11 protein-coding genes and 1 tRNA gene are annotated in these 13,060 nt (G+C 68.4%); 7 read left to right on the plus strand and 5 right to left on the minus strand.

Going from position 1 to position 13,060, the window contains the following annotated elements; all coding sequences use genetic code 11:
- The first annotated feature begins 2 nt into the window (after window positions 1-2).
- Complete coding sequence (locus HRJ34_RS06785; protein WP_208633671.1) at window positions 3-1,544, plus strand: acyl-CoA synthetase; 1,542 nt, start codon at window positions 3-5, stop codon at window positions 1,542-1,544.
- A gap of 90 nt (window positions 1,545-1,634) precedes the next feature.
- Here the strand turns inward: HRJ34_RS06785 and HRJ34_RS06790 are convergent, their stop codons facing one another.
- The 3 genes from HRJ34_RS06790 to HRJ34_RS06800 form a co-directional block, all read right to left on the minus strand.
- Window positions 1,635-4,085 (minus strand): TonB-dependent receptor, encoded by a 2,451-nt coding sequence (locus HRJ34_RS06790; protein WP_208633672.1) that lies wholly within the window; start codon window positions 4,083-4,085, stop codon window positions 1,635-1,637.
- A gap of 25 nt (window positions 4,086-4,110) precedes the next feature.
- On the minus strand, window positions 4,111-5,757 hold the full coding sequence (locus HRJ34_RS06795; RefSeq protein WP_208633673.1) for an N-acyl-D-amino-acid deacylase family protein: 1,647 nt from the start codon (window positions 5,755-5,757) through the stop codon (window positions 4,111-4,113).
- Window positions 5,758-5,923: 166 nt separating this feature from the next.
- On the minus strand, window positions 5,924-7,378 hold the full coding sequence (locus tag HRJ34_RS06800) for an aldehyde dehydrogenase family protein (protein ID WP_226949074.1): 1,455 nt from the start codon (window positions 7,376-7,378) through the stop codon (window positions 5,924-5,926).
- 257 nt (window positions 7,379-7,635) lie between these two features.
- Between HRJ34_RS06800 and HRJ34_RS06805 the strand changes: the two genes are divergently transcribed.
- Window positions 7,636-8,583 carry a helix-turn-helix transcriptional regulator gene (locus tag HRJ34_RS06805; RefSeq protein WP_208633675.1) on the plus strand — a complete coding sequence of 316 codons (948 nt, stop codon included), beginning with the start codon at window positions 7,636-7,638 and terminating at the stop codon, window positions 8,581-8,583.
- 9 nt (window positions 8,584-8,592) lie between these two features.
- Complete coding sequence (locus HRJ34_RS06810) at window positions 8,593-9,192, plus strand: TetR/AcrR family transcriptional regulator (RefSeq protein WP_208633676.1); 600 nt, start codon at window positions 8,593-8,595, stop codon at window positions 9,190-9,192.
- A gap of 26 nt (window positions 9,193-9,218) precedes the next feature.
- Here the strand turns inward: HRJ34_RS06810 and HRJ34_RS06815 are convergent.
- A tRNA-Gln gene (locus HRJ34_RS06815) sits at window positions 9,219-9,293 on the minus strand.
- A 96-nt stretch (window positions 9,294-9,389) separates the two neighbouring features.
- Here HRJ34_RS06815 and HRJ34_RS06820 point away from each other — a divergent pair.
- The 4 genes from HRJ34_RS06820 to HRJ34_RS06835 are packed head-to-tail and all read left to right on the plus strand — an operon-like array spanning window position 9,390 to window position 12,251.
- Window positions 9,390-10,388 carry an NAD-dependent epimerase/dehydratase family protein gene (locus tag HRJ34_RS06820; RefSeq protein ID WP_208633677.1) on the plus strand — a complete coding sequence of 333 codons (999 nt, stop codon included), beginning with the start codon at window positions 9,390-9,392 and terminating at the stop codon, window positions 10,386-10,388.
- A 4-nt stretch (window positions 10,389-10,392) separates the two neighbouring features.
- A complete protein-coding gene (locus tag HRJ34_RS06825) occupies window positions 10,393-10,752 on the plus strand; it encodes a hypothetical protein (protein WP_029994641.1) in 360 nt (119 codons plus the stop codon).
- Window positions 10,753-10,770: 18 nt separating this feature from the next.
- Complete coding sequence (locus tag HRJ34_RS06830; protein WP_208633678.1) at window positions 10,771-11,652, plus strand: dienelactone hydrolase family protein; 882 nt, start codon at window positions 10,771-10,773, stop codon at window positions 11,650-11,652.
- Complete coding sequence (locus HRJ34_RS06835) at window positions 11,649-12,251, plus strand: glutathione S-transferase family protein (protein ID WP_208633679.1); 603 nt, start codon at window positions 11,649-11,651, stop codon at window positions 12,249-12,251. The genes HRJ34_RS06830 and HRJ34_RS06835 overlap by 4 nt, the downstream gene beginning before the upstream one ends.
- On the opposite strand, the gene HRJ34_RS06840 is transcribed toward HRJ34_RS06835, so the two are convergent.
- Window positions 12,211-12,966, minus strand: coding sequence for a WecB/TagA/CpsF family glycosyltransferase (locus HRJ34_RS06840; protein WP_208633680.1), 756 nt, complete (start codon window positions 12,964-12,966; stop codon window positions 12,211-12,213). The genes HRJ34_RS06835 and HRJ34_RS06840 overlap by 41 nt on opposite strands.
- Window positions 12,967-13,060 lie beyond the last annotated feature (94 nt).

Consider the following 13,060-nt stretch of genomic DNA (forward strand, 5'->3'; position numbering starts at 1 on the left):
GCATGTATCCCGCCGCCCCTCCGCAAAGCCAGTCCCTGTCGCTGATGCTGCGGCGGTCCGCCTCGCGCCATGGCGACAAGACGGCGCTGGTCTTCGAAGACGAGGCCTGGAGCTATGCCGAGCTCGATCGGCTGGCCGACGAACTGGGCGAAGGCCTGCTGCGGCTCGGCATCGAGGCCGGCGACCGGGTCGCGATCCTCGCGCGCAACAGCCATGCCTTCCTCGCGCTGCGCTTCGCCGTCGCGCGGATCGCGGCGGTGCTGGTCCCGGTCAACGCGATGCTCGGCCCGGCCGAGGTCGCCTATGTCCTCGACCATTCGGGCGCGCGACTGCTGTTCGCCGACGCCGCGCTGCTCCCGCTCGCCCGCGAGGCCGCGCCCGCCACGGTCGAGGAGATGCTGATCCTCACCGGCCGGGACGACGACGACGGATGCCGCGGCTGGCGCGCGCTGCTCGTCCCCGGCGCGGCCCCCGGCGACCGCGCCGACGGCGCAGACCTGCTCCAGATCATCTACACCAGCGGCACCGAGAGCCGGCCCAAGGGCGCGATGCTCAGCCATTCCGCCGTGCTGTGGCAATATCAGAGTTGCCTGTTCGATTGCGACTGGTCGCCCGACGTCATCGCCCTCCACGCGCTGCCGCTGTTCCACTGCGCCGCGCTCGACGCGATGGCCGGCCCCGCGCTGATGGCCGGCGCGACCAGCGTCGTCGCGGCATCGCCCGCGCCCGAGCTGGTCATTCCGCTGATCGAGCGCCACCGCATATCCTCCTTCTTCGCGCCGCCGACCGTGTGGATCGCGCTGCTGCGATCGCCGCTGTTCGAGACGCACGACCTTTCGTCGCTGACGCGCGGCTTCTACGGCGCCGCGATCATGCCGGCGGCGGTGATCGAGGAGATGGAGGCCCGCCTGCCGGGCCTGAGGCTCTGGAACCTCTACGGCCAGACCGAGATCGCCCCGGTCGCGACGGTGCTCCGCCCCGAGGAGCATGCGGCCAGGCCGACCTCGGCCGGCCGCGCGACGCTCCACGTCCAGACCCGCGTGGTCGACGAGGAGATGCGCGACGTCGCCCCCGGCGAGATCGGCGAGATCGTCCACCGCTCGCCCCAATTGCTGTCGGGCTATTGGCGGCAGCCGGAGCTCGGCGAAGCCGCCTTCGCGGGCGGCTGGTTCCACAGCGGCGACCTCGCGACGATCGACGCGGAAGGCTTCATCACCGTCGTCGACCGCAAGAAGGACATGATCAAGAGCGGCGGCGAGAACGTCTCCTCGCGCGAGGTCGAGGAGGCGATCTACGCCCACCCGCAGGTGTCGGAGGTCGCGGTGATCGGGCTGCCCGATCCCCGCTGGATCGAGGCGGTGACCGCCTTCATCGTCCCGCGCGCCGGCTCCAGCCTGTCGGTGGAGGACATCCAGGCCCATTGCGCCGGCCGCCTCGCCGGCTTCAAGCGGCCCAAGCGGATCTGCTTCGTCCCCGAACTGCCGCGCAACGCCGCCGGCAAGATCCTCAAGCGGGAATTGCGCGAGCAGGCGATCACCGCCTGATCCGCTTCCAACGGGTTCCGCCCGACATTCCCGGACAATCGAACGGGCCGGGTTGCTTCCAACCCGGCCCGCCGACCATCGAAAATCGCTTCAGAACCGGGCGACGACTTCGATCGCGATCTCGCGCGGCCGGTTCGCCACTCCGACCTGATCGGCCAGCACGGCGTTCGCCGTGCCGGTGCCGCTGCCGGTCTGCGGCGAATCGACGCTGGTGATCGAGTAGAAATATTTGTTGGTGAGGTTCCGCCCGATCAGCTTGAGCTCCCACCAGCTCCCTTCCTCGAACAGCCGAAGGCCGGCATCGAGCCGCCAGAAGCTCTTCTGGACGATGTCCGGACGTCCGAACTGGCTGAACAGATAATGGTCGGTGTAGTTGGCGTCCGCGCTCAGGGCAAAGCGCAGGCCGCCGCCGATCCCCTGTTCATAGTTGAACCCGCCCGAGGCGGTCCAGCGCGGCGCCAGCGGGGTCGGCGTGCCCGAAAGGTCCTGGCGAGTGCCGACGCCCGCCGTCGGCTTGCCGTCGTCGCCCAGGTTACAGCCCGCCGCCAGGCTCTGGCCCGTATAGCAATAGGAGATGAAATTGCCGTAGCGCGCCCGGTTGTACGACAGCGTGCCATGGAGGTTGAGCCCCTCGATCGGAGGCAACCATTCGACCTCCAGCTCGGCCCCCTTGGTCGTGGCTTCCGCGGCGTTCTGCAGATTATAGGCCAGGGTCGCCGAATCGAAGAAGTTCACCTGGAGATCCCGGAACTTGTAGCTGTAGGCGACGGCGTTCATCCGCAAGGTCCGGTCGAGCCAGGTCGACTTGATGCCGACCTCGAAGCCGGACACCCGTTCGCTGTCGAACAACAGGCCGGCCGCGGTCTGAGAGGCGCTGGCGAGGCCGTTGTTGGAGAAACCGCCTGCCTTGAAGCCTTCCTTATAGGCGCCGTAGATCGCGAGATCGGCATCGTCCCGCCATTTCGGCCGCCATGTCAGGGTCGCCTCGGGCGAAATGTCGTCGTCGCTGAAATCCCCGACCAGCTTGTCGCCGACTGGGCGCCAGAGGGGGGCGGTGAAGGAATGGAAATAGTCGTTGACCAGGTAGGAGTCCTTGACGACGTGCGAATAGCGCGCGCCGCCGGTGAACTCGACCGTGTCCGTGAGCTTCCAGATGAGCTGGCCGAACGCGGAGGCGGTGTAGCCGTCGGTGACGCTGCTCCGCGCGATCGTGGCGTAGCGGCCGGTGACCGGGTCGGCCGGCAGCGGCACCAGCCGCAGGTCGGGCGAACTGTAGGAATAATGGGTGTCCTGATAGAAGCCGCCGACCATGGCATTCAACGGTCCGTCCAGCGCGGTGAGTATCCGCAGTTCCTGCGAGATCGAGCGGTTCTTCACGTCCTCGGTCCCGAAGAACAGCGAAGCCTGAGTGAAATCGGGATCGTAGAGCGCGCGGCGCTTGAACTTCGCATAGCCGGTGACCGAGGTGAGCTGGGCCGGAATACCGAGCGCCTGCATGTCATATGTCGTCGTCAGGACCGCATTGACCGCGCGATATTTGTTGAACAGCCGGCCGCCCTCCTCGTTCAGGGTCGGCTCGACCGCCGCGATCGACGGCGGGACGTCGTTCTGGCGGATTCTCCAGTCGGCGCGGCAATCCTCGCCGGGATCGACCTGCGACCGGCCGAGCGCCGCGCAGGAGAAGGGTTCGAGGCCCTGCGATCCGCCCGCGGTGTCGCTATGCGCGCCGCCGACCTTGAGCTTGAGCGCCAGGGCGTCGCTGGGCGCATATTTCAGGGTCAGCCTGCCGAGGAACTCCTTCTTGTCCGGCCAGTTGCGACGGCGCGGCGGCGGAACCGTCTCGCCCGTCGTCGGTTCGATCGTCGCGCCGGCAGTGTTCCGGATGAAGCCCCTCAACGTGTTGTAGCGCAGCGCCAGCCGGCCGAGCAGCGTGTCGGTGATCGGTCCCGAGACGATCCCCTCATACCAGTTCTCGTTCGCCTTGAACTCATGGCCGTAGCGGCCGATCAGCTCGGTCTTCGAGGTGGGATCGGCCGACGTCAGCGAGACCACGCCGGCGCTGTTGTTCTTCCCGAAGAACAGCGCCTGAGGGCCTTTCAGCACCTCGACCCGGGCAAGGTCGAAATAGCCCTGCGCGAGGATGTCGCCCTTGTCATACTGCAGCCCGTCGAGAACGATCGACACCGCCTGGTCGAAACCCGACGAGGTGCTGCTAGAACCGATCCCGCGGATGCTGAGCGAACCGTTGTTGCCGGTGGCGGATTCCGACACGAAGAGCTGCGGAGTCATCTGTCCCAGCTTGGTCAGGTCGGAGATGTTGTACCGCTGGAGCTGCGCCGCGCCAAAGGCGCTCACCGCCACGGGAACGGTCTGCAGGCTCTCCTCGCGCTTGCGCGCGGTGACGACGATCTCCTCGATCGTCCGGCTGGCGCCGGCCTCGCCGGTCTGGGCGAAGGCCGTGGAGGCGATGCCGGTTGTCGCCAGCAGTGCCGCGCAGGCCCCGGCGATCGTTCTCGCCAGCACCGGGGACGCCGGCGTCACGCCGCCTCCCCCGGTCCCGCGCCGGTCATGCCGGAATGACGTACCGGCCAGGCGTTGCCCCCGTGGATTTGTCCTTCTCATGGGTGATCTCCCCGTTCACTATGATGCAGGAATAGCCGCCGGCGCGAGCGAGTTTCCGCCAGTCGCCGTCGGGCATGTCGAAGACGCGGTCATATTGGGCCGCGTCGAAATAGAGGTCGTCGAGGTCGTAGATGACGATGTCGGCCGCCTTCCCGACCGCGATCTCGCCCCGGTCGGTGAAGCCGAGCGCGCGCGCCGGCTTGAAGCTGAGCTGATAGTGCATCTCCTCGATCGACATCGCCCCGCGATTGCGGACGAACTCGATCAGCAGCCACGTCGTCCAGCAGCCCATGCTGACCGACTTGAGATGCGCGCCCCCGTCGGAAGCACCCGCCAGGACGCGGGGATGGCGGAGATATTTGAGCGAGAGTTCGGGATCTCCGCCGACGAGCGGCTGCGTCCGGTAGTTCAGCCGGCCGTTTCCGGCGAGGATGACGTCGAGCAGCGCATCGACCACCGACGTGCCCCGGTCGCGGGCGATGTCGCTCAAGGTGCGGCCGGCATAAGCGTCGGCGGCACCGCGCACGTCGTCGGCGAGGATGGTGATCCCGTTGAAGCCGCCGGGAAAGCTGAAGGACCGCGGATCATAGCTGTCCCGGAACGCCTCGCGATATCCGGGCTGGGCGATCAGCGCGCAGATCTCTTCCGGGCCAGCGCACAACGCCATCTGGTTGACCTGGGGATGGGAGCCGAAAGCCGCATTGAATTCCTGCAGCGAGCTTTCCACCCATGCCGGATAGACCATCGCATGGGCCCACATCTCGAGCCCCTCGTCGGCGAGCCCGTCGAGCCAGTCGATATCCTCGCGATATCCGGCGTCGCCCTGCGGCCCGGCCATGAAGAAATTGTGGACGACCGGGCGGCGGGTCGCGCGGGCGATCCTCTCGCTGCGGGTCCTGTCTCCGGTCGGGCCGGCCTGCGCCATCGTCTGGATCATGCCCCGGCCGCGATCCGTCATCGCCCGGCACACGGCGGCGAGGTCGTCGATCTCCATCACGTCGGACGGCATCGGCGAGCCGTCGCTGTCGCGATGCGTATTCTCGTCGCCCATCAGCGATACCGACAGGCCCGCCGCGCCGGCATCGAGGGCCTCGCCGAGGATGGCCCGCATCTGGTCGATCTCGGCGGCGTTCGGCCGGCGGGCCTTGATCGCGTCGTCGCCCATCGCCCACAGCATGAGCGGGTTCATCGGCACCAGGGAGGTGATGTTGATGCCCTTCGGAGTCCGCTCCATCGAGCGCTTGAGCTCGGGCCAAGTCTCCCAATCCCAGGGCAATGCGCTGCGGAGATGCTCGACCCGGATCTCCTCGGTATTCTCCAGCATCGCCATGACCCGCTCGCGGTCGGCCGCGCGACACGGGGCGATCCCGAACCCGCAGTTCGAGGTCACCGCCGTCGTCGTCGCATGCTCGCCCGAATTGGAGCAATAGGGATCCCAGAAAAGCTGGGCGTCATAATGGGTATGCTGATCGACGAAGCCGGGCGCGACGGTCCGCCCGTCCGCATCGATCTCCCGAACCGCCGTCCGGCCATCCAGCGAACCGACCGCGGCGACCAGATTCCCGCGGATGCCCACATCGGCGCGACGCATGGGCCTGTTGGTTCCATCGACCAGCATCCCACCGCGAATGATGAGATCGAACTCAGGCAAAGTGCCTCTCCTTCCGGTTTTCAACAAATATCAAATAATGTCATATGTATAATTCGGGTATGGTCGCCGATCAGCCGGCGTGGACGGCTTGCCGGCCCGAAGGTGCTCAGCTCTTGTTGATGTTGATGACCTGCATCGCGGTATATTCGAGCAGGCCGTCGCGCCCCCACTCCACCCCCAGGCCCGATTCCTTGGCGGGCGGAAAGGGAATGTCCGGCCCGAAGGCGCAATGCTGGTTCACCCAGACCGTGCCGCTTTCGATGCGGCGCGCGACGGCGGCCCCGCGCGCGGCGTCGCTCGACCAGACCGACGCGCCGAGGCCGTAGGGCGAGGCATTGGCGCGGGCGACGACGTCGTCGAGGTCCGTGTAGCTAATGATCGGCAGCACCGGCCCGAACGGCTCCTCGTCGACCACGGCGCAGCCGTCGGCGATGTCGCGGACCACGGTCAGCGGCACATGGAAGCCGGGGCCTTCCGGAAGAACGCCGCCCGCGACGATGCGGCCGTGCCGCCGCGCGTCGTCGATATAGCCTCGGACCTTGTCATATTGCCGGCGGTTCTGCACGGGGCCGAACTGGCTCGTCTCGGCATTCCCCGGTCCGACGACCGCCGCGCGCGCCAGCGCGGCGATCCGGTCGCACATCTCGTCATAGATGCTCGCATGGACGTAGAGCCGCTTGAGCGCGATGCACACCTGGCCGCTGTTGACGAATGCCGCACCGAAGATCGCCTCGGCAATCGCGGCGGGGTCGACGTCGTCCAGCACGATCGCCGCGTCGTTGCCGCCCAGTTCGAGGGTGAGCCGCTTGAGGGTGCCCGCAGCGCTCGCCATGATCGCCTTGCCGGTCGGCGTCGAGCCGGTGAAGGACAGCTTGGCGATGCCCGGATGCGCCGTGATCGCGGGGCCCAGCCGATTGTCGTCGGCGATGATGTTGACGACTCCCGCCGGGAAGACGTCGCGCGCGATCTCGCCGATGCGGAGCGAGGTGAGCGGCGTGGTCGGGGCCGGCTTGATGATGACGGTGTTGCCCACCGCCACCGCAGGCGCCAGCTTGTAGAGGGTGATCAGCAGCGGGAAGTTCCAGGGGCAGATCGCCGCGATCACCCCGAGCGGCCGGCGGCGGATCTCGATCCGCTGGCCGTCGTCGTCGCGACGGATCTCCACCGGCAGCTCGGTGTTGTCGGCGAAATAATCGACGAAGGCGCATGCGAAGCGAACCTCGTCGCGGGCCTGGGCCAGCGTCTTGCCCTGCTCGCGGGTCAGCAGCCGCGCCAGTTCCTCGCCCCGCGCCGCCACCGCGGCGCCGAGCGCCCGCAACATCCGCGCCCGCTCGACCGGCGGGACGTGCCGCCATTCGCCGAATGCCGCCTGGGCCGCCGCCACCGCCTGGTCGAACTGGGCCTCGCTCGCGATCGGGCATTGCGCCACGATGCTCTCGTCGGCGGGATCGATCACGTCGACGACGCCGACGCCCGCGACCAGCTCCCCGCCGATCAGCATCCTGAAATCCGGCCCGTCGGCGACATGGCCGTCGCGTGCAGCGAGATCGAATCCGATCAAAGCACCCCTCCTTTTTCTTATGACATTTGACATAATTTATCTTTGTGTCAGATGTCAAGCGTTCGCTCGCCACACGGCCAGCGCACCGCAACGGAGACGACGGACTGGAGAAGATGGACAGCCTATCCCGCTACAGGCTCACGCCCCCGCTGCCGCCGCGCAACGCCATCATGCGCCACAGGGCGGCGCGGCTGTCCCGATCCACCCGTCCGCTGACGCTGCTTGCCGCATCCCGGGGGTTCGGGAAATCGACCCTGATGGCTCAGGCCTTCGGACTTGCCCGCGAAGAGGGACGGCAGGCCTATTGGCTGAACCTCTATCATCGCGCCGCCAGCGACGGGCTCGCCAGCTATCTCGGCGTCGCGCTGGCCGACCGGCGCGACGGGGAAGAGCACGCACTGCTGGTCCGGCGCGCTTTCGGCCTGGACGCCTTGTTGACGGCGATCGACGCGATCTGCCGGCGCGCGGGATCGATCTCGCTCTATGTCGACGAAGTCGCGGCCGAGGACATGGACGAGTTGCTCGGGCTTTCCTGCGCCATCGGCAAGCATCTCGGCATGCGGGCAAGGATGATCGTCGCGGCGCGCGCCGTGCCGCCCCGATGGACGGCGATGCTCGGCGGGCACGGCATCATCCATCACGCCGACGACCTCGCCTTCACCGTCGTCGAGATCGGCGAGCTGTTCGGCGGCGGACTGTCCGAACCGGCCGTCGATATGCTGCTCGCGGGGACCGGCGGCTGTCCCGCGCTGGTGACGTCGGTCCGGCACGGGCTGGCATGCGACCACGCTACACCTCTGCCCGCGCTCACCGACGCGGGCGCGGCCCAGCTCGCCAGCCTGGTCCGCGACATCAGGGCGCTGGAAACCCGACGTCGGGATATCGGGCACTGTGGCATGGCGATCCCGCCCCGCAGGAGCATCGCGCCTTGCCGGACGACCGGCGGGCCCCGGCTTCCGACGCTGGCGCCGCGCGAGCAGGAGGTGCTGCGCCATATCGTCGGCGGCCTGTCGAGCCGGGAGATCGCTTCGGAAATGGACCTCTCGCCGGGGACGATATCGGGCTATCGCAAGACCCTCTACCGCAAGCTGGGGGTCAGTTCCCGTTCGGCCGTCGTGTCGAGGGGACGGGAGATGCTGGATGCCGGCCGCCCAGCGCCTGCCGCTTCATGGGAAGCGCGTGACGATGCAGGATCGGGGTGTTAAGCGCAGACCATGAGCAAAAGCGCCGCGAAGAACCGCAATGCCAATGTCCGCCGAAACGTGCTCGACGCCGCCCGCACCTGCTTCCAGCGCTATGGCGTCGCCCGCACCAGGGTCGAGGATGTCGCCGCCGCGGCCGGGATCAGCCGGCCGCTGCTCTATCTCCACTTCGAAGGGCGGGCCGGCCTGATCGAAGCTCTGATCGACGACGAGATTCCTCGTTTCGTCGAGGCGAACCGGGCCCGCATCCCCCGCGACGCCAGCTTTGCCGAGGCGTTCATCGAGGGCTCGCTGGCCGCCATCGAGATCACCCGCTCGAACGAGCTGCTCGCCGACCTGCTCGACGCCAGTTCGATAACCAACCTGACGCATTTGTGGCTCGACCGAAGCCGGCCGCAGCATGCGCTCGCGCTCGGCCTGTGGAAACCGGTGTTCGATCACGGCCGCGAGACCGGCGAATTGCGGCCCGAGCTCAGCGATGACGACATCCTCGAATGGCTGATATACGTGCAGTATATATTACTCGAACGGCCTGACCTCGACCGCGCTCGCCAGCGCGAACTGATCGAGACCTTCGTCCTGCCGGCCCTGACGCCTCCGGCGGCGCGCTGAGGCGGTTTCGAGGCGGAAGGAAGCGCTGGCTGGGGCGGCAGGATTCGAACCTGCGAATGGCGGCACCAAAAGCCGCTGCCTTACCACTTGGCGACGCCCCAGCATGGCCGGCGAGGCGTCCTTATAGGGATCGATGCGGCAATGGGAAGCCTCGAAGATCGGTTTTCCTGCCGCTATCGAAGCCTTAAGGTCGGGGCATGGCGATTCTCATAACCGGCGCCGCCGGCTTCATCGGCATGCATTGTTCGCTGCGCCTGCTCGCCCGCGGGGACAGCGTCGTCGGGATCGACAATCTCAACGATTATTACCCGGTCCAGCTCAAGCGCGACCGGGTCGCCAGGGTCGCGACCGAGGGCGGCGACCGCTATCGCTTCATCCCGTGCGACTTCGCCGATCATGCGGCGCTGGAGGCGGCGCTCGCGGGGCTGGAGATCGACCGGATCATCCATCTCGGCGCGCAGGCCGGGGTCCGCTACTCGATCGAGAATCCGCGCGCCTATGCGCAGAGCAACCTCGTCGGCCACCTCAACATCCTCGAGCTGGCGCGCGAGTGCCGGGCCGGGCATCTCGTCTACGCCTCCTCCTCCTCGGTCTATGGCGGCAACGAGACGCTGCCCTTCCGGGTCGAGGACCGGGTCGATCACCCGCTGTCACTCTACGCCGCCACCAAGAAGGCGGACGAACTGATGAGCGAGACCTACGCCCATCTCTATCGCCTGCCGCAGACCGGCCTGCGCTTCTTCACCGTCTATGGCCCCTGGGGACGTCCCGACATGGCGCTGTGGCTGTTCACCGACGCGATCCTGCGGGGGCGGCCGATCCAGGTGTTCAACGGCGGCGAGATGCGGCGCGACTTCACCTATATCGACGACATCGTCACCGGCGTCGTCGCGGCGCTCGACCATCCGCCGGCCGACGACGGGCAGGCCAAGGCGGGCGGCAGCGTCTCGCCCCACGCCGTCTACAATATCGGCAATCATCGGTCGGAGGAGCTGACCCGGCTGATCGACCTGATCGAGGCGGCGTGCGGCCGCCCGGCGATCCGCGAGATGAAGCCGATGCAGCCCGGCGACGTGCGCGAGACCTTCGCCGACATCGGCGCGATCGAGCGCGACCTGGGCTTCCGCCCGACCACCGACATCAGCGACGGCGTTCCCCGCTTCGTCGACTGGTTTCGCGACTATCATGGGATATGAACCGATGCGCCGTCCGCTTCTGATCGCCGCGCTGCTGATCGCGCTGCCCGGCTGCGGGAAGGACAAGCCTCCCGTGGTCGAGGAGGACAGCGGCGGCCCGCAGATCGCCACCAGCATCGACGACGTCGCCCTGCCCGTCGACCGATCCGACCAGATCACCGCGATCGACGCGACGACCGGCGACGCGGCCGGCATGCCCAAGGATGGCGGCGCCGTGGTCCACGCGCCGAAACCGGAAGCCCGCCCGGCCGTTGAAGCGGCCAGGGAAGCCCCGGCCGTGCCGGTCGCGGCGCCCACCGTCGCGGTGCCGCCACCGGTGGTCACCCCTCCCCCGCCGCCGGCCACGCCGCCGGCCGGACAATAGGATGAAAGGGCCGACAGCATGGACGACGAGGATCTGAAGGCCCGCGCGATCGCGCTCTACGACCGCTTCACCCATGGCGCGCAGGATCGCCGCGCCTTCATGGCCGACATGACCCGCCTGGCCGGCGGTGCCGCCGCCGCGCAGGTGCTGGTCGCCACGATCGCCGCCGATCCCGCCGCCGCCGCGATCATCGCCGAGGACGATAAGCGGCTGACCGCGCGGATGGTCCATTGGCCGGGCGCCAACGGCCATCAGCTGTTCGGCTATATGGCGATCCCGAAGAAGCATGCGAAGAAGCCGCCCGCCGTCCTCGTCGTCCATGAGAATCGCGGGTTGCAGCCCTATACCAGGGACGTCGCCCGGCGGCTGGCGGTCGCCGGCTTCGTCGGCGTCGCGCTCGACTTCCTGTCGCCGCAGGGCGGCACCCCCGCCGACGAGGACAAGGCGCGCGCGATGATCGCCGCGCTCGACATTCCCGCCGCCACCGCCGACGGGGTGGCGACGATCGACTGGCTCGCCGCGCACAAGCTGCTGAGCGGCAAGGTCGGGGTGGTCGGCTTCTGCTGGGGCGGCGCGATGGCCGATCGGCTGGCGGTCGCCGCAGGCCCCGCGCTGAAGGCCGCCGTCGCCTTCTACGGCCCGCCCCCGCCGCCCGCCGACGCCGCGAAGGTGAAGGCCGCCATGCTGCTCCACTATGCGGGCAGCGACGACCGGGTGAACGCGGGCGCCGCGCCCTGGGTGCAGGCGCTCCAGGCCGCGCATGTCGACGTCCGCCGGTTCGACTATCCCGGCACCCAGCATGCCTTCCACAACGACACGTCGGCGGCGCGCTACGATGAGGCGGCCGCAACGCTCGCCTGGGACCGGACCATCACCTTCCTGCGGGAGAAGCTGGCATGAACGACGAGCTGGTCCTCTACGGCAACCCGCGCTCGCGCGCGCAGATGGTCCATTTCATGCTGGAGGAGCTCGGCGTCCCCTATCGCCTGGCGGTCGTCGACTTCGAGAAGGGCGAGAACCGGCAGGCCGACTATCTCGCGATCAATCCGATGGGCAAGGTGCCGGCGATCGTCCATCGCGGCGTGACGGTGACCGAGACCGGCGCGATCATCGCCTATCTGGCCGATGCCTTTCCCGAGAAGGGGCTGGCGCCCGCCATCGACGATCCGCGCCGCGGCACCTGGCTGCGCTGGCTGTTCTTCGCTGCCGGGGCGTTCGAGCCGGCACTGCTCGACACGATGTTGAAGCGGCCCGAGGCGCCGCGCTCGACCGCGGGCTATGGCAGCTATGCCGACGTGCTGGGCGCGCTCGACACGATGCTCGATCCCGGTCCCTGGATATTGGGCGATCGGTTCAGCGCCGCCGACGTCTATGTCGGCGCGGAGCTCGCCTGGGCGTCGATGTTCGGAGCGCCCGGCATCGCCGACCATCCCCGCATCGCCGCCTATGTCGAGCGGATCAGGGACCGTCCCGCCTATCGGAAGACGACGGGCGCCTGAACCGCCAGGCGAGCCACAGGATGCGCGGTCCTTCGACCAGGTAGCGGCGCCACAACCGGGCCGGATCGGACAGCAGCCGATGGAGCCATTCGAGCGCCAGCCGCCGCATCCAGCGCGGCGCGCGCTTCTCACGCCCGACCAGGAAGTCGATCGACGCGCCGATGCAGAGCGCGGTGCCCTGCGCATCGGGTTGGTCGAGCATCTCGGCGGCGATCAGCTCTTGCTGCGGCGATCCGGTCGCGATCAGGATGAAGCGCGCGCCGCTGTCGATGGCGAAGCGAGCGGCAGCGGCGCGCGCGGCGGGATCGTCGCGCAGGCCCATCGGCGGAACGTGCTGGACGAAGGCGATATCGGGACGCAGCCGCGCCAGCAGCGCGAGGTCGCCCTCCCGCCCGCCGATCAGGGCGATCCGGTCCCCCGGCGCGGCAAGGTCGCGGAACAGCCGGGCGGTCAGGTCGCTGCCGGGCACAACCGACAGGCGGACGCCTCGGAAGGAGGCGAGCAGCGCCAGGATGCGGCTGTCGCACAGCAGCCAGCCGGCCCGCCGATAGGCGCGCCATTCCCCGGCATCGTCGGGCAGCCGCGACAGCCGCACGACATGGTCGACATTGGGGGTGACGAGATAGGCGAAGGGCGCATCCGCCATCCGCGCCCGCAGCCGGGCGACCACCGCGTCCTCGTCGAGCTGGTCGAAGCGCAGGCCGAGATAGTCCATCCGTCCCCCCAATCGCCGGGACCATAACGCGAAGCGGGCAAAGAAAAAGGCCCGGTGTCGCCACCGGGCCTTTCGGTCATCCGACCTGCGTCAG

This window comes from Rhizorhabdus wittichii (assembly GCF_017607425.1).
Classification (GTDB): domain Bacteria; phylum Pseudomonadota; class Alphaproteobacteria; order Sphingomonadales; family Sphingomonadaceae; genus Rhizorhabdus; species Rhizorhabdus wittichii.

Coding starts and splice junctions, on each gene's coding strand:
- HRJ34_RS06785 (WP_208633671.1), top strand. CDS start 3: ATGTATCCCGCCGCCCCTCCGCAAAGCCAGTCCCTGTCGCTGATGCTG.
- HRJ34_RS06795 (WP_208633673.1), bottom strand. CDS start 5,757: ATGCGTCGCGCCGATGTGGGCATCCGCGGGAATCTGGTCGCCGCGGTC.
- HRJ34_RS06805 (WP_208633675.1), top strand. CDS start 7,636: ATGGCTCAGGCCTTCGGACTTGCCCGCGAAGAGGGACGGCAGGCCTAT.
- HRJ34_RS06810 (WP_208633676.1), top strand. CDS start 8,593: ATGAGCAAAAGCGCCGCGAAGAACCGCAATGCCAATGTCCGCCGAAAC.
- HRJ34_RS06820 (WP_208633677.1), top strand. CDS start 9,390: ATGGCGATTCTCATAACCGGCGCCGCCGGCTTCATCGGCATGCATTGT.
- HRJ34_RS06825 (WP_029994641.1), top strand. CDS start 10,393: ATGCGCCGTCCGCTTCTGATCGCCGCGCTGCTGATCGCGCTGCCCGGC.
- HRJ34_RS06830 (WP_208633678.1), top strand. CDS start 10,771: ATGGACGACGAGGATCTGAAGGCCCGCGCGATCGCGCTCTACGACCGC.
- HRJ34_RS06835 (WP_208633679.1), top strand. CDS start 11,649: ATGAACGACGAGCTGGTCCTCTACGGCAACCCGCGCTCGCGCGCGCAG.
- HRJ34_RS06840 (WP_208633680.1), bottom strand. CDS start 12,966: ATGGACTATCTCGGCCTGCGCTTCGACCAGCTCGACGAGGACGCGGTG.